Source organism: Sphingomonas sp. UYP23, from assembly GCF_054059235.1.
In genome coordinates, this window is the sequence record NZ_JBSSBX010000001.1 from 3,907,816 (window position 1) to 3,929,440 (window position 21,625).

The window sequence follows — 21,625 nt, forward strand, 5'->3', positions numbered from 1 at the left end:
GCGCATCGCTATCTGCCACGCCAACAATCCACCATCTTTACCCCCGGAGTCCGCAGCCGATGGCCGTGCAGTACAGCTATGTGATGAAGGGCCTGACCAAGACCTTCCCCGGTGCCCCCAAGCCGGTGCTCAACAACATCTCGCTCCAGTTCCTTCCCGACGCGAAGATCGCGATCATCGGGCCGAACGGCTCGGGCAAGTCGACGCTGATGAAGATCATGGGCGGGATCGATCCCGAATTCACCGGCGAGGCATGGGCCGCCGAGGGCATCAAGGTCGGCTATCTGCCGCAGGAACCCAAGCTCGACGAGACCAAGGACGTGATCGGCAACGTGCGCGCGGGCGCCGGCCCGATCGGCGGGATGGTCGATCGCTATAACGAGATCGTCGCGATCATGGGCGATCCGCCCGAGGATTGCGATTTCGACGCATTGCTCGCCGAAATGGGCGACCTGCAGGAGAAGATCGACGCGGTCGACGGCTGGAGCCTCGACAACCAGCTCGAGATCGCGATGGAAGCGCTGCGTTGCCCGCCCGGCGACAGCCCCGTCACCAATCTGTCGGGTGGCGAGAAGCGTCGCGTCGCTTTGTGCAAGCTGCTGCTCGAAAAGCCCAACATCCTGCTGCTCGACGAGCCGACCAACCATCTCGACGCCGAGAGCGTCGCCTGGCTCGAGAATTACCTGCGCGACTATGTCGGCAACGTGATCCTCGTCACCCACGATCGCTACTTCCTCGATAACGTGGTGAACTGGGTGCTCGAACTCGATCGCGGGCGCTATTACACCTATGAATCGAACTATTCGGGCTACCTCGAGAAGAAGGTCAAGCGGCTCGAGCAGGAAGACCGCGAGGAGCAGGGCAAGGCCAAGGCGATCTCGGACGAGCTCGCCTGGATGCGCCAGACCCCCAAGGCGCGCCAGACCAAGTCCAAGGCGCGTATCCGTGCGTTCGACGAGCTGATGGAGAAGCAGGAGAACCGCAGCGTCGGCAAGGCGCAGATCCTGATCCAGCTGCCCGAGCGGCTCGGCGGCAAGGTGATCGAGGCCAAGGGCCTGACCAAGGCTTACGGCGACAAGCTGCTGTTCGACAATCTCGACTTCGTGCTGCCGCCCGGCGGCATCGTCGGCGTGATCGGGCCGAACGGCGCGGGCAAATCGACCTTGTTCAAGCTGATCACCGGCCAGGAACAGCCCGATGGCGGTTCGATCGAGGTCGGCCAGACCGTCAAGCTCGGCTATGTCGACCAGTCGCGCGATGACCTCACGCCGTCGAACACGGTGTGGGAGGAAGTCTCCGACAAGCTCGAAGTGTTCCGCTTCGGCAAGCAGGAGCTCGGCACGCGGGCCTATGTCGGCGCGTTCAACTTCAAAGGCCAGGACCAGCAGAAGAAGGTCGGCCAGCTGTCGGGCGGTGAACGCAACCGCGTCCATCTCGCCAAGATGCTCAAGGAGGGTGGCAACGTCCTCCTGCTCGACGAGCCGACCAACGATCTCGACGTCGAGACGCTGCGCGCGCTCGAGGAAGCGCTGGAGAGTTTCGCGGGCTGCGCCGTGGTCATCAGCCACGATCGCTTCTTCCTCGATCGCCTCGCGACGCACATCCTCGCCTTCGAGGGCGACAGCCATGTCGAATGGTTCGAGGGGAACTTCGAATCGTACGAGGAAGACAAGCGCCGTCGCCTCGGCGATGCGGCGGATCGTCCGACGCGTCTGGCCTACAAGAAACTGACGCGCTGACGCGCGCGTCCGGTGCGGCGGGCCTTACAGGCTCGCCGTATCGACCCGCAGTCCGGCGACCGTCACCGCGATGATCGGATCGCCGAAGACGACCGCGCGGCGCTGCGTGTACACGTCTTGGCACGGCGCCCACATCTGGTGGATCGTGCGCGCCTTGACGTCGACCACCCAATATCGGGCATCGCCGCGCGCGCATAGCTCGCGACCTTGTGGCGGATGTCGCTGCGCATCGTCGTGTCGGACACTTCGATCACGAGATGGACCGAATCAAGCGGGACCAGCCCTTCGCCGCGCGGTTCGCTGGTCAGCACGATGTCCGATTCTGGCACGTCATGCGGCGACAAGGCGATGCTCGCCTCGACCAGCGGGCGCAGCGGCGATTGGATCGAGCGGAGCGCATCGCGGATCGCATCGTACAGCTCGATCTTGGCGAGCGCATGCGGCCGATGCTGTGCGTTCACGAAATACACCCCCCCGTCGATCAACTCGGTGCGGTTGTAGGATGCGAACGCTCCTGCTTCGTGAAGCAACAGATAGTCCTCGATCCGCAGCCGGACCGGGAGCGGCGCGGGGCTTTGTTGCATAATTACGCGAGAGCATGACCGACGTTTTACTTAAAGATGTTATTGGATGCGGACGGTCACCGGCGTTCCTATTTCGGAGGGCTTTGTTGCAAAACTGATGGCGGGGATTCACGCAGGGAATCGAGCGGTATAGATAGGCGTAATGCCCAAACCTGCCGCACCTGTGTATCGTACGACGAACTGGCCTGAGTATAATGCGGCGCTGAAGCGGCGTGGGTCGCTGGAAATATGGTTTGATCCGGAGATGCACTGGCTTTCGAAGCCGTGTGGTCGCCCTGGTCGCCCGATGCGGTTTTCAGACAGCGCGATAGAGCTGTGCCTGACGCTGAAGACGCTGTTCAACCTGCCTTTGCGGCAAGTGACGGGGTTGGTTTCGAGCCTGATCAAAATGGCGGGGCTGGATTGGTCGGTGCCGGATTATACGACGCTGTGCCGACGGCAGAAGACGTTGAAGGTCAACCTCGGCGGGCGGATCAGCTCGGGCGGACTGCACCTGCTGGTCGACAGCACCGGGATCAAAATGACGGGAGAAGGCGAGTGGAAGACGCGCAAACACGGACCGTCCTACCGTCGCCAGTGGCGCAAGGTGGATCTCGGGATTGATGCTGGGACGCTGGATATCCGGGCCATTGAGGTCACGACGAATGCCATTGGTGACGCACCGACGCTGCCCGTTCTCCTGGCGCAAATTCCCGGAGACGAGCGGATACTCAGCGTCGGCGGAGATGGCGCTTATGATACCAGGGACTGCCATGCCGCTATTGCCGGGCGCGGTGCCGATGCGGTCATCCCGGTCCGCCGCAACGGGCAACCATGGGCAGAAGGCGGTCCCGGCGTCGATGCACGCAATGGAGCGCTACGCGCGACAAAGCGGCTTGGTCGCGCAATCTGGAAAAAGTGGAGCGGCTATCATCGCCGCAGTCTGGTCGAGACCAAAATGCACTGCTTCAAACTCCTGGGCCAGCGCGTTGTCGCCCGCACCTTCGATCGTCAGATTACCGAGCTCAAAGTCCGTGCTGCAATTCTCAATCGGTTCTCCGAAATAGGAACGCCGGTGACCGTCCGCATCCAATAACATCTTCAAGTAAAACGTCGGTCATGCTCTCGCGTAATTATGCAACAAAGCCGGATCAAACCATATTTCCAGCGACCCACGCCGCTTCAGCGCCGCATTATACTCAGGCCAGTTCGTCGTACGATACACAGGTGCGGCAGGTTTGGGCATTACGCCTATCTATACCGCTCGATTCCCTGCGTGAATCCCCGCCATCAGTTTTGCAACAAAGCCGCGGCGCGGTGTTGAGGGGCGACACATTCGTCATCACACCAGAATAACACTGCTGCAGGTTAAGTGCAGGTGCGAATTTGGCGTCGCCCGCAGGTCCGCGCGGGTACGGTGTTACGCCGTGAACCGTTTGGTGAAACCCATCGGCGCGCGCTCTTCGGCGGGCAGTGCCTCGACATGGTCGACCCGCGAATGTTCGGATCCCTGGCGGCATGCCTCCGCCATCGCCGTGACGGCACTCTCGTCGCCTGCAACGAGCAATTCGACCCGACCGTCATTCAGGTTGCGGACCCAGCCCTTGACGCCGAGCTCGTGCGCCTTGCGCACCGCCCAGTCGCGATAACCCGTCCGCTGCACTTTTCCACTCACGAACACGCGTTGCATCGTCATTGTCTTGTACTGCTCCCGACCCGGCGCGCGGCAGTGGCGCATGCCGGGTCGGCGCTATAGCCATGTCGATCGCGGAACGCACGAAGATCGATCGCATGGCCTGCGCCGTTCATCGCACGCCGCGCTTCAGATCTTCGACCGGCGGGCGTCCACGCTGATCGGGCCGGCGCCCGCCGCCGCGAGATACAGGAACACGAAGCAATAGAGCATCGCCGCCTCGCCACCGTTTGCCGCCGGAAAGACGCTCTTGGGGAAATGCGCGATGAAATAGGCGGCGGCCGACATGCCCGACAGGACGAATGCCACCGGCCGGGTGAACAGCCCGATCAGGATCAGTGCGCCCCCGCCGAGCTCAAGTACGCCTGCCACGGTCAGGAGGGGATTGAGCGGCATGGGGAAGGGCGGGATACCGAAGAATTTGGAGCAGCCGTGCTGGACGAAGCCGAGGCCGACGATGATCCGCAGCAGGCTGAGCAAGCGGGGCGCCCAGAGGGCAGGGATTGGCATCGGCAAGAGTCCTTTGATGGTCAGGGCCCAACCGTGTGCGGCGCACTCCGCAGCGTCAATCGCCGGGGGGGAAACGCTCGGTTGCCGGGTAGGTGATCGCCATGACTTCATACTCGCGCTCGCCAGCGGGCAGCAGCACGCGCCGCACATCGCCGATCGTGGCGCCGCGCAGAGCCCGCGCGATCGGCGCGTTCCAGCCGATCTTGCCCGCGGCGGCATCGGTCTCGTCGTCGCCGACCAGCGTCAGCACGCGCTCGCTATCGTCTTCATCGGCGATCGTGACGGTCGCGCCGAACCACACGCGGGCGCGATCGGGCTGCTGGGCGGGGTCGATCACCTTGGCAGCCTTCATCCGCCGCGCGAGGAAGCCCAGCCGCCGGTCGATCTCGCGCAGCCGCTTGCGGCCGTAGATGTAATCGCCATTCTCCGAGCGGTCGCCATTGCCTGCCGCCCAAGAGATGACATCGACCAGCTTGGGCCGCTCCTCGCCGAGCAACTGGCGATATTCGGCGCTGAGCACGGCGTAGCCGGCGGGGGTGATGTAGTTGGGGCGGTCGGTCATCGGGGTGCGTCGGTGAGCGGCGATCGGACGCGCTTGACCAACACGCTGCCGTTACGCCGCTCTACGACGAACCCCGGCACTGCATCCATAAGGTCCGAAAGCCGCGAGAAGCCGTAGTTCCGCGCGTCGAAACTCGACCGGTTGCTGGCGCGCTGCCCAACCTCGCTGAGCGAGGCGAACCCCTGCGCGTCGCGTTTGGAGGCCTGATACGCGTCGATCAGCAGCCGTGCGAGAGCTGTGTCGATCGCAGACTTGCCTTCCTTGGGCAGGATCGCCGGCGGGAGCGGCATCGGCATCTCGGCGGCGGTCTTCTCCAGCGTCTCGACATCGATGAAGCGGTTGCACGCCTGGCGAAAGCCTTCGGGCGTGTTGGCGCGCCCGAAGCCGTAGACCTGCAGCCCCTGCTGGCGAATCCGCGTCACCAGCGGCATGAAATCGCTGTCCGACGACATAATGCCGAACCCCGTGACGCGGCCCGTCAGCAACAGGTCCATCGCGTCGATCGTCATCTTCATGTCGGTCGCGTTCTTGCCCTTGGTCAGGTCGAACTGCTGTTGCGGATCGAGCGCATAGCGCAGCGCGACTTCGCTCCACCCCTTGAGCGCGGCTTTGCTCCAATTGCCGTAGATCCGCCGGATGTTGACGGTACCGAGATCTGCGAGCGCGGTCAGTACCGGGTCGATCGCGGTATGGCTGGCATTGTCGGCATCGATCAGCAGCGCGACGTTGCCGGTAGGGATAAGGTCGTTCATCGCGGCTTTCTAGCCGCTCGCCCTTGGCTGGGCCAGCCTCCGCGCTCAGCCCGGGATGCTCTTCCCGAGATACCAGCTGATTCGATTGTTGCCCGAAGACCGCGAGCGCGCCGGGTTCATCAGATCGTACACCACCGCATTCTCGAGCACGCGCTGGACGTAGTTGCGCGTCTCGTAGATCGGGATCGCCTCGATCCAGTCGAGCATGTCGACGCCTGGCGTGCGCGGATCGCCATTCGCGCGGAGCCATTTGTTCACGTTGCCGGGCCCCGCATTGTACGCCGCCACCGCGAGCGGATAGCTGCCGTACAGGTCGTAGATATGCCGGAAATAGGTCGAGCCGACCATGATGTTGTAATCGGTATCGGTGGTCAGCGCGGCGGCATTATAGGCGAGGCCGAGCTTGCCCGCCTGGTCGCGCGCGGTGCCCGGCATCAGCTGCATCAGCCCGCGCGCGCCGGCATGGCTGATCGCGGCACGGTCGAACTGGCTTTCCTGGCGCGCGATCGCGTGGATCATCGTCCAGTCGTCCTGGCTCGCCACCGGCACGCGGACATTGGGGAAGCCGACGGTCGAATATTCGCTGAGCCCGTTCTGCAGCGCGCTGCGCCCGACCATCACGCCGAGATCGGGCCGCCCGAGCGTACGCGACAATTCAGTCGAGAGGACATGGTCGCTGTCGCTCTTGGCGTCGAGCGCGATCTGGCGGACGAACGCGGTCTGGTCCTCCCAATTGCCGACCGTGCCGAGATATTGCGCGGCGCGCACCGTCTCGCGCGCATAGAATGCGGACCGCGTCGCGGGATCGACCGGGCGCAATACCGGGTCGCCCGGCGCGACGAGCGGCTGCCCGATCCGCTCGGCAGCGAGCTGGCCGTAGAACAGGTCGTGGAACGCGGCGGCGCGCGCATAATAGCCATTGGCCTCGCCGCGGCGCCCGGCAGCCTCGGCGGCGCGGCCGGCCCAATAATAACCCTTCGATTGTGTCGTCGGAGTCTTCGAGGCGGCGGCGTAGTTCAGAAACAGCGGCACAGCATCGCCCGGCCGGGCGAGCTGCTTCAGCGCGGTACGCCCCGCGAGCCAGGCGAGGCTCGTATAATCGTCGCGCTCGCCATAGGGGCGCGTGCTGACATCGGTGCCCGCCGGATAGGCATCGCTCAGCTGCCGCGCGATGTCGTAGGCAAGCGAGTTCTGCCCGTCATTCGCCGCCGCGCGCGCATTGGTGAGCAGCACCTCGAACCATTGCTCGGCGTTCCCCGGAACCACCGCGAGCGCGGACCGCTGTGCGAGCGCGTTGCGCGCGCTCGCCGAGGCGCCGGTGTTGCGATACCAGGTCGCCCGGTCGGCGACCCAGCCGGGATCGGTGGCGCCATAGGCTTGCGTCGCGATCAGCCGATCGCCCGCGTCGGGCGCACTGGTGCGGAAGGCGAGCCGCGCGGCGAACACGCTCTGCCGCGCTGGGCTGGTCAGCATCAGCTGACGCTGCGCCGAGGCGGTCGCGCCCTGCCATAGCAGCATGTCCATCCGCGTATCGTGATCGGCGGGCGACAAGGCACCGGGGAAGGCCGTGAGAATCCTGCTCTCGTCGACGCTCGACAGCGTTCCCGAGATCCAGGCGGTGCGCGCCGCGCTGGCCGCTTCGCTCTGCTGCCCCGTCGCAGCGAGCGCCTCGGCGAAGCGCGTCTTCCCCGCGCCGGTCAGCGCGGGGAAACGGCCGAAGAAAGCGACGACGGTCGCGGGCGACCAACCGCCGCTGTCGAGCGACTTCTCCGCCATCCGCCGCATCGCGGTCTCGCCGGGCCAGCCGGGATGCGCGAGCAGGAAGCGGGCATAGCTGTCAAAGCTGTAGCTCGACGATTGCTGGAGCGATTTCCACTCGGCGATCGAGGCGGAGAGCGCGGTGTTGGCGGCGGTGGTGCCGGTCAGCACCTGCGTCGCGCGACCCCAGCCGAGCTGATCCTGCGCATCGCCCGAGGTGACGGCGAGGGTGGAAACCCCGGCCAGGAAAACGCCGGATTTGATGAGCCATGCAATCATGTGGACAGACTATGCCTCCCGTCCGTATTTGTCCCGTTCAATACACCACAAATGCGACGAAATTCCGTCCGCAGGAGCAATTCGCTATGTTTTCGGGATCGATCCCGGCGTTGGTCACGCCGTTCGCCGCTGACGGCAGTTTCGACGAGCGCGCCTATCGCGATTTCGTCGAGTGGCAGATTGCCGAGGGCTCGGCCGGCCTCGTCCCGGTCGGCACGACCGGCGAGGCCGCGACGCTCACCGCCGAAGAACATTTCCACATCGTCGGCGTCTGCGTCGACCAAGCGCGCGGCCGCGTTCCGGTGCTGGCGGGCGCGGGCTCGAACGATACGCGCGTCGCGATCCACAATATCAAGGCGGCGAAGGCTGCGGGTGCGGACGCCGCACTGATGGTCCCGCCTTACTATAATCGGCCCAACCAGGAGGGCATCTTCCGCCATTTCGAGGCGGTCGCCGAGGCGTGCGATCTGCCCATCGTGCTCTACAACGTGCCCGGCCGCACCGTCACCGACATCGCGGTCGAGACGGTCGCGCGGATCGCGCACGCCATGCCGAGCGTGATCGGCATCAAGGACGCGACCGGCGTGATCCAGCGTGTCTCGGCACAGCGCGCGGCGTGCCCGCACGGGTTCGAGCAGTTGTCGGGCAATGACGACATGGCGCTGGCGTTCAACGCGACCGGCGGGATCGGGTGCATCTCGGTGACGGCAAACGTCGCGCCGGGATTGTGTGCGGAGTTCCAGGCGGCGTGCGCGGCCGGGGATTACGTCGAGGCCTTGGCGCTGCACGACCGGCTGTTCGCGCTCCATGTGTCGCTGTTTACCGACGCCTCGCCCGGCCCGGTGAAGTATGCGGTCAACAAGATCCGGCCGGACTTCCCCAAGGCGCTCCGCCTGCCGATGACCTGGCCGAGCGAGACGAGCCAGCGCGCGGTCGATGCTGGGCTGGTAGCGGCGGGGTTGGCCTAACAAGTCTTAGCCCCACCCCTTCAGGGGAGGGGTAGGGGTGGGGGAAGCTTCGCAGAGACCAGCGCGTGCCGAGACGTCCCCACCCCTACCCCTCCCCTGAAGGGGAGGGGCTTAAGAAGCCTCAATCCTTGGCGAAAAACCGGTCGATCACGCCCTGTGCGAGCCGCGCCGGGCGCATCGTCTCGACATTCAGGCAGCACCAGCTCGACTTCACTTCGGCGAGCACATCCTCGCCGCGCTTGATCACCGTCTCGTAGAACGCCCGCGCGCCCTGCACCTTTTCGAGCAGCACGGTCGCGATCACCTCGTCGTCGAGGAAGGTCGGCTTGCGATAGGTGATCTCGTGCTTGAGCGCGACCCAGGCGTGCGTCGCAAGCGCCTCGCTCGGCGCGAAACGCTGCCAGTGGCTCACCACCGCATCCTGTACCCATTTGAGATAGGAGGCATTGTTGACGTGCCCCATGAAATCGATGTCGGCCGCATCGATGGCGATCGCAAAACTGTGGCTTGCGTATTTGGGGGCAGCGAGATCGGACATGGCGAGACTCTACATCGAAACCGGCAATCGCGCGAGCGGCCATTGCATCTTAACCCTAGATAGGCGCTCATCGCGCGCTTTACGCGGTCCGCTCGGCTAAATTGTCGGGATGGCTTTTGTTTCCGCGCGGCAACGCCTACATCGCGGCTCCCATGGCGCGTCCCAAACCCCCACTCTTCGAAAAGACCAAGATCGTCGCCGAGAACCGGCGCGCGCGGTACGATTATTACATCGAGACGGTCTATGAGGCGGGCATCGCGCTGACCGGCACCGAGGTAAAGTCGCTGCGCAGCGGGACCGGCTCGATCGCCGAAAGCTATGCCGAGGTGAAGGATGGCGAGGTCTGGCTGATCAATTCGAACGTTCCCGAATTCAGCCATGGCAATCGCTACAATCACGAGCCCAAGCGTGTGCGCAAGCTGCTTCTGAAGGAGCGCGAGATCAACAAGATGCACGGCGCGGTCAACCGCGAGGGCATGACGCTCGTGCCACTGATGGTCTATTTCAACTCGAAGGGCCGCGCCAAGATCGAGCTCGCGCTCGCCAAGGGCAAGAAGGATCACGACAAGCGCGACTCGATCAAGGAGCGCGACTGGAAGCGTGAGCAGGGCCGGATCATGCGCGACCGTGGCTGACCGCGCCGCGCCGCGCTCCGGACCCGTTGCCCGTGCGGCGGGCTGGGCGCGTGGCCATGTGCCGACGCGCGACAGTATCGAGGCGAATCGCTATCTCCGCCCGGTCGCGCACCGCATCCTCGCGCCGTCCTTGTGGCGCTTCACGCGCCGCTCGGTCCCGCGTGGTGTGGCGCTTGGGCTGTTCACGGGCATCCTGTTTCCCTTCGCGCACATGCCGCTCGCCGCGCTGACCGCGCTTCCGGTGCGCGCCAACGTGCCGGTCGCGGTCGGCACCACGCTGCTGCACAATCCGATCACCACCGTCCCGCTGTTCTGGAGCGCGTATGAGATCGGTCATTGGGTGCTGCGGCTCGACCGCGACGTGCCCGGCGCGCCGATCGCGAGCAACGTCCAGGCCAATGCCAGCTGGCTCCACTGGCTGGTATCGCATGGCGGCCCCGCGACGATCGTCGGCCTGGTGATCCTGGCGATCGGCCTGTCGATCACGGGCCATGCCGTGGCGAGCCTCGTCTGGCGCTTCCGGATCGCGCGCAAATGGCGCGCCCGTGCGCATCGCGAAGGGCCGACAAGAACGATTTGACTGCCCGTGTCATAGCGGTACAACACGCAGCAATATTGTTCAGGAAGGATACATTTGTATGCGTTTTTCGCTCCTTACGCTCTCGCTGCTGGCATCGGCCGCGGTGGGCGGCGTAACCTACGCGCAGACCAGCAAGCCGAAACCCGTAGCCGCGCCGAGCGCGAGCACCGGCGCCGAGCTCGGCAGCTTCGGGATCGACATGGCCGGCATGGATAGCGCGGTGAAGCCCGGCGACGATTTCGGCAAATATGCCGGCGGCGCGTGGGAAGCCAAGACGCAGATCCCCGACGACAAGGCGACCTACGGGATGTTCAACGCGCTCGCCGATCGCTCGCTCGAGCGGACGCGCATCATCCTCGACAAGGCGACCCAGACGCCGGGCAACAAGATCGGCGATTTCTACGCCAGCTTTATGGATGAAGCCGCCGTCAACGCGAAGGGCATCGCGCCGATCCAGCCCTGGATCGGCGAGATCAAGGCCGCCAAGGACAAGGCCGCGCTCGCGACCGAGATGGCCAAGCTCCAGCAGCGCGGCGTCGGCGGCCTGTTCGGCGTCGGCGTCGGCCAGGACGACAAGGCTCCCGAAAACTATATCGTCCACGTCTACCAGGGCGGCCTCGGCCTGCCCGATCGTGATTATTATCTGAAGGACGACCCCAAGCTCGCCGACACGCGCACCAAATATCAGGCGTATCAGGCAACGATGCTCGGCCTTGCCGGGCAGGACAATGCCGCACAGCGCGCCGCAGCCGTGTTCGCGTTCGAGAAGACGCTCGCCGAGGCGCATTGGGACCGCGTCAAATCGCGCAACGCCGATCTGACCTACAACAAATATCTCCCCGCCGACTTCGACGGCAAGGCCGCGGGCTTCCCGTGGGCGGCGTATTTCCAGGCGGCCGGGGCTGCGGGCCAGGCGAACTATATCGTCGGGATGCCGAGCGCGATCGCGGGTGAGGCCAAGGCGTTCGCCGATGCGCCCGTGCAGGTCGTCCAGGACTTCCTGATCCTGCGCACGATGCGCTCCTATGCGGGCTATCTGTCGAAGCCGATCAACGACGCCAATTTCGCTTTCTACGGCACCGTGCTCAGCGGAGCGCCGCAGCAGCCGGTGCGCTGGAAGCGTGGTGTCTCGACGGTGTCGGGTGCGCTTGGGGAAGAGATCGGTCAGCAATATGTCGCGGCCTATTTCCCGCCGGCATCGAAGGCGTCGGCCGACCAGCTCGTCAAGAATATCATCTCGGCGATGGGCACGCGGATCGACAAGCTGACCTGGATGGCACCCGAGACCAAGGTCAAGGCGCACGCCAAGCTCGCCGCCTTCACCCCCAAGATCGGCTATCCGACCAAGTGGCGCGACTATAGCGCGGTCGTGGTCAAGCGTGACGATCTCGTCGGCAACGTCGCCTCGGCAAACCAGTTCGAGTATCAGCGCGATCTGAAAAAGCTCGGCCAGCCGATCGACCGTACCGAATGGGGCATGACCCCGATGACGGTGAACGCCTATGCCAATCCGCCGATGAACGAGATCGTCTTCCCGGCGGCGATCCTCCAGCCGCCGTTCTTCGATGCGAAGGCCGATCCGGCGGTCAACTATGGCGGCATCGGCGTCGTCATCGGCCATGAGCTCAGCCATCATTTCGATGATCAGGGCCGCAAGTTCGATCCGACTGGCGCTTTGAAGGAATGGTGGACGCCGCAGGACGTCGCGCGTTTCACCGCGATGACCGATCAACTGGTCAAGCAGTATGACGCGTACGAGCCGCTCCCCGGCCAGCACATCAAGGGCGGCCTGACGCTCGGCGAGAACATGGCCGATCTCGCAGGCCTCGCGCTTGCGTATGACGCCTATCATCGCTCGCTCGGCGGCAAGCCCGCGCCGGTGATCGACGGGCTGACCGGCGATCAGCGCTTCTACCTCGGCTATGCACAGGTCTGGCGGATCAAGTTCCGCGAGCCCGCATTGCGCTCGCAGCTGCTGAGCGATCCGCATTCGCCGGGTCCGTTCCGCACGATGGAAGTGCGCAACGTCGATGCCTGGTACGCCGCATTCGGCGTCAAGCCCGGCGACAAAATGTACCTCGCCCCCGCCGAGCGCGTGAAGGTCTGGTAAGCCGATGCGCCGGCCCCCGCAGTCTGTGCGGGGGCCGGCCATGTCGTGCGGGGTTTCGTCGCGAACCCCAAACGATCCGCGGCACAGCGCCGCTTAAGTCTTGACGCGCGCTGCGCAGCGCCCACAGCATGCGCCGATGGCCACGCTCCCCGCGCTCCCGCAAACCGATGCCACGCGCAGTGCTGCGCTGATCGCGATAGGCTGCGGCCTGCTCGCCGCGCTCGTCATCCTCGCGCTCCTCCACAGCACTCCGGTCGCCGGCGCCTTTCTCGCCGCCGCCTTGGTTATCAGCGGCGGGTTGATCGCCTGGCGCCGTCTGTTCCCGGCCAGTGTCGGGACGGCGAATGAGCCCGATTGGAGCGTCGCGCGCGCGCTTGCGGCGAGCAGCCCCGACGCGATTGCGGTGACCGATCGCGCCGGCCGGCTGGTCTGCGCAAACGATCGCTATGAAGCGCTGTTTGGCGGGTTTCCAACGCCGCCGGGCCTGCCGCTCGATGCCGCCGGGGTCGATCGGCTCGGCAGCACCGGGCGCGCGGCGTGGCGCGACGGGGCGGCCACGGTCGAGCGCCTCGTCGTCAAGGGGGCGACGGTCTCGGCCGAAGTGATGCGCGTCGGCGAGGACGACAATCTGCTCGTCTGGCGCTTCTTCGCGCCGCAGGGGCTCGATCTCGCCAAGACGATGGAAAACCTCATCGCCGGCGCGACCGGCGACCGGCTCGGCAGCGCCGGGATCATGGCGGCGCTGATCAACCCCGACGGCCGCATCCGCGCCGCCAACCGCGTTCTGCGCGCGCGCGCGATGGGGCAGGAGGAGGGCGCGATCCTCGGCCGCGATTTCGCGCGCTTCCTGATCACCGATGCGCAAGGCATGGCGCGCTTCGAGCGCGAGGGGCTGACGCGCAACCCGTTACGCGTGCTCCAGATCCCGTTCCTCGATGGCGAGGACGCGCCGATGCTCGTCGCGCTGATCGACGAGGAGGAGGGGCACGCCGCGATCGGCGAGAGCGCGGGCGCGCATATCCGCAGCCTCGTTTCGCTGATGCCGTTCGGCGTCGCGCTGATCGGGGCCGATGGCCGCTTCCTCCAGATGAACGACGCGTTCGCGCGTGCCGCCGCGGTCGACCCGGCGAGCCCGCCGATCTATCCCGGCGATCTGCTGGTGCGCGAGGACAAGGGCGTCGTCGCCGATGCGATCCGCCGCTTTGCTGGTGGTGCCACGCATTCGACCGATCTCGCTGTGCGACTGAAGGATCATCCGGACGAGCCCGTCGCGCTGTCGATCGCGGGCGCGCGGGGCCTGGGCGATTCGGCGGTGCTGCTCAGCCTCAAGGACAATAGCGAGGAAACGCGGCTCAAGCGCGAGGTCGCGCAGGCGACCAAGATGCAGGCGGTCGGCCAGCTCGCCGGCGGAGTCGCGCACGATTTCAACAATATCCTGACGGCCATTATCGGGCATTGCGACCTGATGCTGATGCGCCATTCGCCCGGCGACAGCGATTATGACGACATCCAGCAGATCCGCGCGAACTCGAACCGCGCGGCGAGCCTGACGCGCCAACTCCTCGCCTTCTCGCGCCAGCAGACGCTGCGCCCGCAGGTGTTGCAGCTGCCCGACGTGATCTCGGAGGTTTCGACCCTGCTCAAGCGGCTGCTCGGCGAGACGGTGACGCTGACCGTGAAGCACGGCCGCAACCTCTCGCCCGTCCGCGCCGATCCAGGGCAGCTCGAACAGGTCGTGGTCAATCTCGCGGTCAATGCGCGCGACGCGATGATCGCCAAGGATTCGCGTGGCGTCGGGACGCTGACGATCCAGACCTATGCCGTCACCGCCGCGCAGGTGCGCAAGCTCGGCTCGGACATCCTGCCCGCAGCGGATTATGTCGTCCTCGAAGTGTCGGACACCGGCGGCGGCATCCCGCCCGACATCCTGCCCAAGATCTTCGAGCCGTTCTTCACGACCAAGGAAGTGGGGAAGGGCACCGGACTCGGCCTTTCGACCGTCTACGGCATCGTCAAGCAATCGGGTGGCTGGATCTTCGCGGACAGCGTCAAGACCGGGCCGAGGGGCGGCGCGGGGGCGGTGTTCACAATCTATCTGCCCGTCCACACCGCGGGCGCGCTGGTCGAAGCGACGCCGGCAAAGGCGCTCCCGCGCGAAAAGCCAGTCGATCTGTGGGGAACGGGCACGATCCTGCTGGTCGAGGACGAGGACATGGTCCGCGCCGTCGCCGAGCGCGCGCTGACGCGGCAGGGCTATACCGTGCTCACCGCCGAAAATGGCGAGGCCGCACTGGAACTGCTCGAATCGTGCGATAAGCCCGATCTGCTGATTTCCGACGTCATGATGCCACTGATGGATGGCCCGACGATGGTCCGCCAGGTCCGCACCCGTTATCCCGATCTGCCGATCCTGTTCATGTCGGGCTATGCCGAGGAAACGCTGCGCAAGTCGATCGATCTCGACAATGTCGCCTTTCTTGCCAAGCCGTTCTCGGTGCAGCAACTCGCCGAGGCGACGCGCGAGGCGCTGCGCGCGAAATGACTTGGCGGATGGCGTTATAGGGCGCTAAGGACGCACAATGAGCGCCCAGAGTATCCTGATCGTCGAAGACGAGCCCCTTATTGCCATGATGATCGAGGATTTTCTCGATGTGCTCGGCAAGACGGTGGCGGGATCGGCGGATACGATCGAGGCGGCGCTCGCGGTGATCGCCGAGGGCGGCGTCGATGCGGCGATCCTCGACGTCAACCTGCGCGGCGGCGAGAAGAGCTTCCCGATCGCCGACGTGCTCGCCGAGAAGGGCATCCCGTTCGTCTTCGCGACCGGCGGATCGCACGATACCGTCGCCGAACAGTATCGCGATCGCCCGACCTTGCCCAAGCCGTTCACGATGGACGGCGTGTCGAAGGCGCTCGACGCGCTCGGCTGACGCACGCCACGGCCTGGCGTTTTTCATGAACCCGTTGCGGGCTGGTGGGGTTTCCCCTGCCGAAGCTCCAATCGACGGGAACATGACATGGCCATTCTCAAGGATCCGCGGCAGGGCCCCAAGCCGCCGTTCGAAAAGCAGACCCAGGACTGGCCGGGGCTTGCCAGCAAGATGACGCCCAAGCCCGATCATGGCGAGGACAGCTATCGCGGTTCGGGCCGGCTCGAGGGCCGCAAAGCGCTCATCACCGGCGGGGATTCGGGCATGGGCCGCGCCGCCGCGATCGCCTATGCGCGCGAAGGCGCCGACGTGGCGATCAACTATTTCCCCAATGAGGAAGCGGATGCGCGCGAGGTGATCGCGCTGATCGAGGCGGCCGGTCGCAAGGGTGTCGCCATTCCGGGCGATCTGCGCGACGAGGCGTTCTGCCAGACGCTGGTCGCCACCGCGGTCGAGCAGCTCGGCGGGCTCGACATCCTCGTCAGCAACGCCGCGCGCCAGCAGACCCGCGCCTCGATCCTCGATCTGACCAGCGAGGATTTCGACGCGACGATCAAGACCAACATCTACGCGCCGTTCTGGATCATCAAGGCGGCGGTGCCGCATCTCCAGCCGGGTTCGTCGATCATCGGTACGACGTCGGAACAGGCGACGATGCCGTCGAAGGACCTGTACGATTATGCAATGACCAAGGCCGCGACGACGAGCTATGTCCGCAGCCTCGCGCAGCAGCTTGCCGAGAAGGGCATCCGCGTCAACGGCGTCGCGCCGGGGCCGGTGTGGACGCCGCTCCAGGTTTCGGGCGGCGCGACGATGGAGAAGCTCGAGCAGTTCGGAGGCCAGACCCCGCTCGGCCGTCCCGGCCAGCCGGGCGAACTGGCCAACATCTATGTCGCGCTCGCCGAGAACGACGCAAGCTTCACCACCGGCCAGGTCTACGGCGCGATGGGTGGCGGCGGGCTTCCCTAACCTGCCGCTGTAACCTGTCCTGCGACCTTCGGAAAACGCCTGGCGTTCCGCTCTTGTTCTTGCAGAACAAATGCGATACATCGTCGTCACGCATTGAACGCGACGGGCGTTCGGTCTAGCGACGGGAGCTACCAATGGCGGTATCTTTGAAGGTCATCGACAGCAAAATGGCAGCATCCACGGACAAGGCCGCCGAAAAGGCCAAGGACGAGCGCGCGAAGGCGCTCGAAGCCGCACTCGCGCAGATTGATCGCGCGTTCGGCAAGGGCTCGGCGATGAAGCTGGGCTCGAAGCAGACGATGCAGGTCGAGGTGATCTCGACCGGCTCGCTCGGCCTCGACATCGCGCTCGGCGTCGGCGGCCTGCCGCGCGGGCGTGTGATCGAGATCTATGGTCCCGAATCGTCGGGCAAGACGACGCTCGCGCTGCACGTCATCGCCGAAGCGCAGAAGACCGGCGGCACCGCTGCCTTCGTCGACGCCGAGCATGCGCTCGACCCGGTCTATGCCAAGAAGCTTGGCGTCAACATCGACGAGCTGATCGTGTCGCAGCCCGACACCGGCGAGCAGGCGCTCGAGATCGTCGACACGCTGGTGCGCTCGAACGCGATCGACGTGCTGGTGGTCGATTCGGTCGCGGCGCTGGTGCCGCGCGCTGAAATCGAGGGCGAGATGGGCGACAGCCATGTCGGCCTGCAGGCGCGTCTGATGTCGCAGTCGCTGCGCAAGCTCACCGGCTCGATCAGCCGCTCGCGCTGCATGGTGATCTTCATCAACCAGCTCCGCATGAAGATCGGCGTGATGTACGGCAATCCCGAGACGACGACGGGCGGCAACGCGCTGAAATTCTACGCCTCGGTCCGCCTCGACATCCGCCGCACCGGGCAGATCAAGGATCGCGACGAGATCATCGGCAACACGACGCGCGTCAAGGTCGTCAAGAACAAGGTCGCACCGCCGTTCAAGCAGGTCGAGTTCGACATCATGTACGGGCAGGGCGTGTCGAAGATCGGCGAGATCCTCGATCTCGGCGTTAAGGCGGGGCTCGTCGAGAAGTCGGGCGCGTGGTTCTCCTACGACAGCGTCCGCATCGGCCAGGGCCGCGAGAATTCGAAGACGTTCCTCAAGGAGCATCCCGAAATGTCCGACCGGCTCGAAGCCTCGATCCGCGCGCGCACCGACAAGGTCGCCGAGGAAATGATGGTCGGCGGCGAGCCCGACGACGGTGACGAACCCGAGATGTGAGGTTCGCTCCGGGCCGTTTTGGTCCGGGGCAGGGAGCGACGGCAGGGCTCGGCCGCGCTCTTACGACAGGCGGCACGATCACGCCGTCGCAAAACCGGGAAGGCCCGCCAGCAATGGCGGGCCTTTCATATGGCGGGCCCCATCGCAAAGCGCGCGGCGATGGTGCGACTTTAGTGCGACTTTCCGCGTTGCGCGCTACGAACCATCGATCTTTTCCGAGTCCGGAGCGCGCGCATGACCCTCATCGTCCACCATCTCAACAATTCGCGCTCGCAGCGCATCCTGTGGATGCTCGAGGAGCTCGGGCTGCCCTATGAGATCAAGCGCTATCAGCGTGACGCCAAGACCATGCTCGCCCCGCCCGAATTGAAGCGCGTCCACCCGCTCGGCAAGTCGCCGATCCTCGAGGACACCGCCGCCGGGCAGACGCTGGTCGAGACCGGCGCGATCATCGATTATCTGGTCGAATATGCCGACGGCAAGCTCGGCCCCCCGGCGCACCGCGACGACGTGCTGCGCTATCGCCAGTTCCTGCATTATGCCGAAGGGTCGGTGATGCCACCGTTGCTGCTGCTGCTCGTGCTCAACCGCATCCCGGTGATCGGAGCCTCAGCCGCGAAGCGCGTCCAGCCGATGATCGACGTCCATCTCGATTATGTCGAATCCGAACTCGCCAAGCGGCCGTGGTTTGCCGGTGACCAACTCACCGGCGCCGACATCATGATGAGCTTCCCGCTCGAAGCCGCAAAGAGCCGCGCGGGTCTCGACGACAGCCGTCCCGCGACGATCGCCTGGCTCGACAAGATCCACGCGCGCCCGGCCTATCAGGCCGCGCTCGAAAAGGGTGGGCCCTACGCCTACGCTTGAGCCGATCGCCGCCCTGTCCGTCGTTCCGGGCGCCGCCGCCTAAGGCCGAGCAGGCCGCCCACACTTTCCGTCACCCCGGGCTCGTCTCGGGGTCCACCGTGATCCCCTTCTGCCGTCGCAGCACGCGCGACACCGTGGAGTCCGGCACAGCGCCGGGGTGACGGTTGGATAAAATGGTGCGCTAAACCGCTACGCCCGATGCGGCGCATGCGGCGGTTCGATCTCCGCCGCCACCGGTTCGCCGAGCGCGCCCTCCCACTTCGCCACCACCGTCGTCGCCACCGCATTGCCGACGACGTTGGTCGCCGAGCGGCCCATGTCGAGGAACTGGTCGACCGGCAGGATCAGCAGCAGCCCTGCCTCGGGGATCCCGAACTGCCCCATCACCGCCGCGATCACCACGAGCGAAGCGCGCGGCACGCCGGCAATCCCCTTGGAGGTGATCATCAGCACCAGCAGCATCACGATCTGCGTGCCGAGCGGCAGGTCGATCCCGTAAACCCGCGCGATGAACAGCGTCGCGAAGGTCATGTACATCATCGACCCGTCGAGATTGAACGAATAGCCGAGCGGCAGCACGAAGCTCGAGATCCGCCGCGGCACCCCGAACCGGTCGAGCGCCTCGAGCGTGCGCGGATACGCCGCCTCGGACGAGGCGGTGGAGAAAGCGAGCAGGATCGGCTCGCGGATGTAGCGCGCCAGTCCGAACGCCCGCGGGCCGATGAACACGAACGCCGCACCGAACAGCAACAGCCACAGTGTCGCCAGACCGAGATAGAATCCGCCCACGAACAGCCCGAGCGACCACAGGATGCCGAGCCCGTTGACCGTGATCGTCGCGGTGATCGCCGCGAACACCGCGAACGGCGCGCAGCGCATGACGTAATCGGTGATCTGCAGCATCATGGCAGCCAGCGCCTCGGCACCGCGCACGATCGGCGCGCCCTTCTCGCCGATCGCGGTCAGCGCGACGCCGGCGAACACCGAGAACAGCACGATCTGGATGATCTCGTTGGTCGCCATCGCCTCGACGACCGACGACGGCACGATGTGCGTGATGAAATTGGTGAGGTTGAACGCCTTCTCGTCGAGCCCGACCGAGGCGGCCGGTGGCGGCAGCTTGAAGCCGAAGCCGGTGCCCGGCGCGACCAGATCGATCACCGCCTCGATCCCGTGGAACAGCAGCAACCCGAGCCCGAGCGAGACGAGCGATGCGGTGACGAACCAGCCCATCGTGCGCCCGCCGACACGGCCGAGCGCCGCGATGTCGCCCATATGGGCGATCCCGACGACAAGCGTCGAGAACACCAGCGGCGCGATGATCATCTTGATCAGCCGCAGGAAGATCGTCGTGACGATCGAGAAGCCCGCGCCGATGTCCTTCAGCCGCGCGGTCGCCTCTGGCGTACCGTCGGCGATCCGGACATTGATCGCCCAGCCGACGATCAACCCGAGCACCAGCCCGATCAGGATATAACTAGTCAGCCGTTTCGCCACGTATCGCCCCGTTTCGTCGCAATGTCGTCTTTGCGATCATCAAGGGGAGATTGCACGCCCGGTCAAGCGCGCACCGCCGGGCAAGGCGTTGCGAGGTGCCGGCGGGGCTGTCACACAGGCGGCCGAATCAGGGAGAGCGCGCGTGCCACAGCAGATCCGAACCGCGGCCCCGACAGCGCTGCTGACGCGCCGCGCGCTGATCGGCGCCGCCGCGGTGGTGCCCGCGCTATCGGCGACCGCGATCGTGTGCGCCGCCACGCCCGACCTCACCGGCCTTCGCTCGCTCACGACCGGCACGACGCCGATCGGCCCCACTGAGCGCCGCGGTCGGTTAGAGCGCGCGCAGGCGCTGATGCGCGCGAACGGGATCGGCGCGGTGCTGATCGAATCGGGCTCGAGCCTGGTCTATTTCACCGGCGTGACCTGGCACCGCAGCGAGCGCCTCACCGCGGCGCTCCTGCCGGTCGAGGGCGAACCGTGCATCGTCACGCCGTTCTTCGAGGAACCCTCGGTCCGCCAGACGCTCGGGATTCCTGCCGAGGTGCGCGTCTGGCAGGAGGATGAGGATCCGGCCAAGCTCGTCGCCGGCTTCCTGCGCGACCGTAAGCTTGCCGGGAGGCCGATCGGGATCGAGGAAACGGTGCGCTATTTCGCGGTCGACGGCCTCGCGCACGCGCTGCCGGGCGCGAAGATCGTCAGCGCCAACCCGGTCGTCCGCGGCGTGCGGATGCGCAAGACCGCGCCCGAGATCGCGCTGATGCAGGCCGCCACCGACGTCACGATCGCAGCCTATCGCTGGACCTGGCCGCGCGTCGAAAAGGGCATGAAGCCCGCCGATATCGCCGCGCTGATGAACGCCGCGACGGTGCAGCTTGGCGGCGACCCCGAATTCGCGCTCGTCCTGATCGGCCCCGCCGCCGCCTTCCCGCACGGCAGCCGCGATCCGCAGATCGTCGCCGACGGGCAGATCGTGCTGATGGACTGTGGCTGCACCGTGCAGGGGTATCAATCCGACGTCTCGCGCACCTTCGTCTACGGCGCAGCGAGCAAGGCGCAGCGCACGGTGTGGGACCAGGTCCGCACCGGCCAGGCGAAAGCCTTCGCCGCCGCGCAGCTCGGCACGCCGGCGGGCGCGGTCGACGATGCGGTTCGCGCCTATTACACCGCGCTCGGCTACGGCCCGCGCTATGCGCTTCCCGGCCTGTCGCACCGCACCGGCCACGGCATCGGGCTCGACGGGCACGAGCCGGTCAACCTCGTCCACGGCGAGACGACCAGGCTGGCCGAGGGGATGTGCTTTTCCGACGAGCCGGGGCTGTATCTGCCGGGCAAGTTCGGCGTCCGTCTCGAGGATTGCTTCCACATGACCGCGAACGGCCCGAAATGGTTCAGCATCCCGCCGACTTCGCTCGACGCGCCGCTGGCATAAGA

At 65.8% G+C, this 21,625-nt stretch carries 20 protein-coding genes and 1 pseudogene; 12 read left to right on the plus strand and 9 right to left on the minus strand.

Annotation, left to right across the window (positions count from 1 at the left end; translation table 11 throughout):
- The first annotated feature begins 59 nt into the window (after window positions 1-59).
- Window positions 60-1,739 (plus strand): energy-dependent translational throttle protein EttA, encoded by a 1,680-nt coding sequence (ettA, locus tag ACVWYO_RS19290; RefSeq protein ID WP_140849044.1) that lies wholly within the window; start codon window positions 60-62, stop codon window positions 1,737-1,739.
- Between the two features lie 62 nt (window positions 1,740-1,801).
- On the opposite strand, the gene ACVWYO_RS19295 is transcribed toward ettA, so the two are convergent.
- A complete protein-coding gene (locus ACVWYO_RS19295; protein ID WP_457353558.1) occupies window positions 1,802-2,323 on the minus strand; it encodes a Uma2 family endonuclease in 522 nt (173 codons plus the stop codon).
- A 142-nt stretch (window positions 2,324-2,465) separates the two neighbouring features.
- On the opposite strand from ACVWYO_RS19295, the gene ACVWYO_RS19300 reads away from it, so the two are divergent.
- Complete coding sequence (locus tag ACVWYO_RS19300) at window positions 2,466-3,398, plus strand: IS5 family transposase (RefSeq protein WP_457353560.1); 933 nt, start codon at window positions 2,466-2,468, stop codon at window positions 3,396-3,398.
- Between the two features lie 45 nt (window positions 3,399-3,443).
- On the opposite strand, the pseudogene ACVWYO_RS19305 reads toward ACVWYO_RS19300, so the two are convergent.
- The 6 genes and pseudogenes from ACVWYO_RS19305 to ACVWYO_RS19330 all read right to left on the minus strand — a co-directional run.
- Window positions 3,444-3,548 (minus strand): annotated as a pseudogene (locus tag ACVWYO_RS19305) (IS5/IS1182 family transposase); the annotation flags it as partial.
- 174 nt (window positions 3,549-3,722) lie between these two features.
- On the minus strand, window positions 3,723-3,998 hold the full coding sequence (locus ACVWYO_RS19310; RefSeq protein ID WP_457353562.1) for an acylphosphatase: 276 nt from the start codon (window positions 3,996-3,998) through the stop codon (window positions 3,723-3,725).
- Window positions 3,999-4,124: 126 nt separating this feature from the next.
- Complete coding sequence (locus ACVWYO_RS19315; protein ID WP_457353564.1) at window positions 4,125-4,505, minus strand: DoxX family protein; 381 nt, start codon at window positions 4,503-4,505, stop codon at window positions 4,125-4,127.
- 55 nt (window positions 4,506-4,560) lie between these two features.
- Window positions 4,561-5,067: a transcription elongation factor GreB gene (gene greB, locus ACVWYO_RS19320; protein WP_457353566.1), complete on the minus strand. Its 507-nt coding sequence runs from the start codon at window positions 5,065-5,067 to the stop codon at window positions 4,561-4,563.
- Window positions 5,064-5,819: an NYN domain-containing protein gene (locus tag ACVWYO_RS19325; protein WP_457353568.1), complete on the minus strand. Its 756-nt coding sequence runs from the start codon at window positions 5,817-5,819 to the stop codon at window positions 5,064-5,066. The genes greB and ACVWYO_RS19325 overlap by 4 nt, the downstream gene beginning before the upstream one ends.
- A 45-nt stretch (window positions 5,820-5,864) precedes the next feature.
- Window positions 5,865-7,856, minus strand: coding sequence for a lytic transglycosylase domain-containing protein (locus ACVWYO_RS19330; protein WP_457353570.1), 1,992 nt, complete (start codon window positions 7,854-7,856; stop codon window positions 5,865-5,867).
- A gap of 86 nt (window positions 7,857-7,942) precedes the next feature.
- Between ACVWYO_RS19330 and dapA the strand changes: the two genes are divergently transcribed.
- A complete protein-coding gene (gene dapA / locus ACVWYO_RS19335; protein WP_457353572.1) occupies window positions 7,943-8,824 on the plus strand; it encodes a 4-hydroxy-tetrahydrodipicolinate synthase in 882 nt (293 codons plus the stop codon).
- 121 nt (window positions 8,825-8,945) lie between these two features.
- Here the strand turns inward: dapA and ACVWYO_RS19340 are convergent, their stop codons facing one another.
- Window positions 8,946-9,362, minus strand: coding sequence for an acyl-CoA thioesterase (locus ACVWYO_RS19340; RefSeq protein WP_140849031.1), 417 nt, complete (start codon window positions 9,360-9,362; stop codon window positions 8,946-8,948).
- 152 nt (window positions 9,363-9,514) lie between these two features.
- Here ACVWYO_RS19340 and smpB point away from each other — a divergent pair, with 152 nt between their 5' ends.
- The 8 genes from smpB to ACVWYO_RS19380 all read left to right on the plus strand — a co-directional run bounded on the left by smpB (window position 9,515) and on the right by ACVWYO_RS19380 (window position 18,697).
- A complete protein-coding gene (gene smpB, locus ACVWYO_RS19345) occupies window positions 9,515-9,997 on the plus strand; it encodes an SsrA-binding protein SmpB (RefSeq protein ID WP_010186783.1) in 483 nt (160 codons plus the stop codon).
- Window positions 9,990-10,577 (plus strand): DUF2062 domain-containing protein, encoded by a 588-nt coding sequence (locus ACVWYO_RS19350; RefSeq protein ID WP_457353575.1) that lies wholly within the window; start codon window positions 9,990-9,992, stop codon window positions 10,575-10,577. The genes smpB and ACVWYO_RS19350 overlap by 8 nt, the downstream gene beginning before the upstream one ends.
- Window positions 10,578-10,635: 58 nt before the next feature.
- The gene (locus ACVWYO_RS19355; RefSeq protein WP_457353576.1) at window positions 10,636-12,687 is read left to right on the plus strand and encodes a M13 family metallopeptidase; all 2,052 of its coding nucleotides are present in this window, start codon (window positions 10,636-10,638) and stop codon (window positions 12,685-12,687) included.
- A gap of 136 nt (window positions 12,688-12,823) precedes the next feature.
- Window positions 12,824-15,229, plus strand: a complete 2,406-nt coding sequence (locus ACVWYO_RS19360; RefSeq protein ID WP_457353578.1) for a response regulator — start codon at window positions 12,824-12,826, stop codon at window positions 15,227-15,229.
- A 37-nt stretch (window positions 15,230-15,266) separates the two neighbouring features.
- A complete protein-coding gene (locus ACVWYO_RS19365) occupies window positions 15,267-15,617 on the plus strand; it encodes a response regulator (RefSeq protein ID WP_457353580.1) in 351 nt (116 codons plus the stop codon).
- Between the two features lie 87 nt (window positions 15,618-15,704).
- Window positions 15,705-16,586 (plus strand): SDR family oxidoreductase, encoded by an 882-nt coding sequence (locus ACVWYO_RS19370; RefSeq protein WP_457353582.1) that lies wholly within the window; start codon window positions 15,705-15,707, stop codon window positions 16,584-16,586.
- Between the two features lie 134 nt (window positions 16,587-16,720).
- A complete protein-coding gene (gene recA, locus ACVWYO_RS19375; RefSeq protein WP_029625358.1) occupies window positions 16,721-17,830 on the plus strand; it encodes a recombinase RecA in 1,110 nt (369 codons plus the stop codon).
- A gap of 234 nt (window positions 17,831-18,064) precedes the next feature.
- Entirely contained in the window at window positions 18,065-18,697 is a 633-nt protein-coding gene (locus ACVWYO_RS19380) for a glutathione S-transferase family protein (RefSeq protein ID WP_457353585.1), read from the plus strand.
- A 189-nt stretch (window positions 18,698-18,886) separates the two neighbouring features.
- Here ACVWYO_RS19380 and ACVWYO_RS19385 read toward each other — a convergent pair whose 3' ends face one another.
- On the minus strand, window positions 18,887-20,194 hold the full coding sequence (locus ACVWYO_RS19385) for a dicarboxylate/amino acid:cation symporter (protein WP_457353587.1): 1,308 nt from the start codon (window positions 20,192-20,194) through the stop codon (window positions 18,887-18,889).
- A 142-nt stretch (window positions 20,195-20,336) separates the two neighbouring features.
- Here ACVWYO_RS19385 and ACVWYO_RS19390 point away from each other — a divergent pair, with 142 nt between their 5' ends.
- Window positions 20,337-21,623 carry a M24 family metallopeptidase gene (locus ACVWYO_RS19390; RefSeq protein ID WP_457353589.1) on the plus strand — a complete coding sequence of 429 codons (1,287 nt, stop codon included), beginning with the start codon at window positions 20,337-20,339 and terminating at the stop codon, window positions 21,621-21,623.
- Window positions 21,624-21,625 lie beyond the last annotated feature (2 nt).

Bases quoted from the DNA above. Each gene is read 5' to 3' on its own strand.
- ettA (WP_140849044.1), top strand. From the start codon at position 60: ATGGCCGTGCAGTACAGCTATGTGATGAAGGGCCTGACCAAGACCTTC.
- ACVWYO_RS19295 (WP_457353558.1), bottom strand. From the start codon at position 2,323: ATGCAACAAAGCCCCGCGCCGCTCCCGGTCCGGCTGCGGATCGAGGAC.
- ACVWYO_RS19300 (WP_457353560.1), top strand. From the start codon at position 2,466: ATGCCCAAACCTGCCGCACCTGTGTATCGTACGACGAACTGGCCTGAG.
- ACVWYO_RS19310 (WP_457353562.1), bottom strand. From the start codon at position 3,998: ATGACGATGCAACGCGTGTTCGTGAGTGGAAAAGTGCAGCGGACGGGT.
- ACVWYO_RS19315 (WP_457353564.1), bottom strand. From the start codon at position 4,505: ATGCCAATCCCTGCCCTCTGGGCGCCCCGCTTGCTCAGCCTGCTGCGG.
- greB (WP_457353566.1), bottom strand. From the start codon at position 5,067: ATGACCGACCGCCCCAACTACATCACCCCCGCCGGCTACGCCGTGCTC.
- ACVWYO_RS19325 (WP_457353568.1), bottom strand. From the start codon at position 5,819: ATGAACGACCTTATCCCTACCGGCAACGTCGCGCTGCTGATCGATGCC.
- ACVWYO_RS19330 (WP_457353570.1), bottom strand. From the start codon at position 7,856: ATGATTGCATGGCTCATCAAATCCGGCGTTTTCCTGGCCGGGGTTTCC.
- dapA (WP_457353572.1), top strand. From the start codon at position 7,943: ATGTTTTCGGGATCGATCCCGGCGTTGGTCACGCCGTTCGCCGCTGAC.
- ACVWYO_RS19340 (WP_140849031.1), bottom strand. From the start codon at position 9,362: ATGTCCGATCTCGCTGCCCCCAAATACGCAAGCCACAGTTTTGCGATC.
- smpB (WP_010186783.1), top strand. From the start codon at position 9,515: ATGGCGCGTCCCAAACCCCCACTCTTCGAAAAGACCAAGATCGTCGCC.
- ACVWYO_RS19355 (WP_457353576.1), top strand. From the start codon at position 10,636: ATGCGTTTTTCGCTCCTTACGCTCTCGCTGCTGGCATCGGCCGCGGTG.
- ACVWYO_RS19360 (WP_457353578.1), top strand. From the start codon at position 12,824: ATGGCCACGCTCCCCGCGCTCCCGCAAACCGATGCCACGCGCAGTGCT.
- ACVWYO_RS19365 (WP_457353580.1), top strand. From the start codon at position 15,267: ATGAGCGCCCAGAGTATCCTGATCGTCGAAGACGAGCCCCTTATTGCC.
- ACVWYO_RS19370 (WP_457353582.1), top strand. From the start codon at position 15,705: ATGGCCATTCTCAAGGATCCGCGGCAGGGCCCCAAGCCGCCGTTCGAA.
- recA (WP_029625358.1), top strand. From the start codon at position 16,721: ATGGCGGTATCTTTGAAGGTCATCGACAGCAAAATGGCAGCATCCACG.
- ACVWYO_RS19380 (WP_457353585.1), top strand. From the start codon at position 18,065: ATGACCCTCATCGTCCACCATCTCAACAATTCGCGCTCGCAGCGCATC.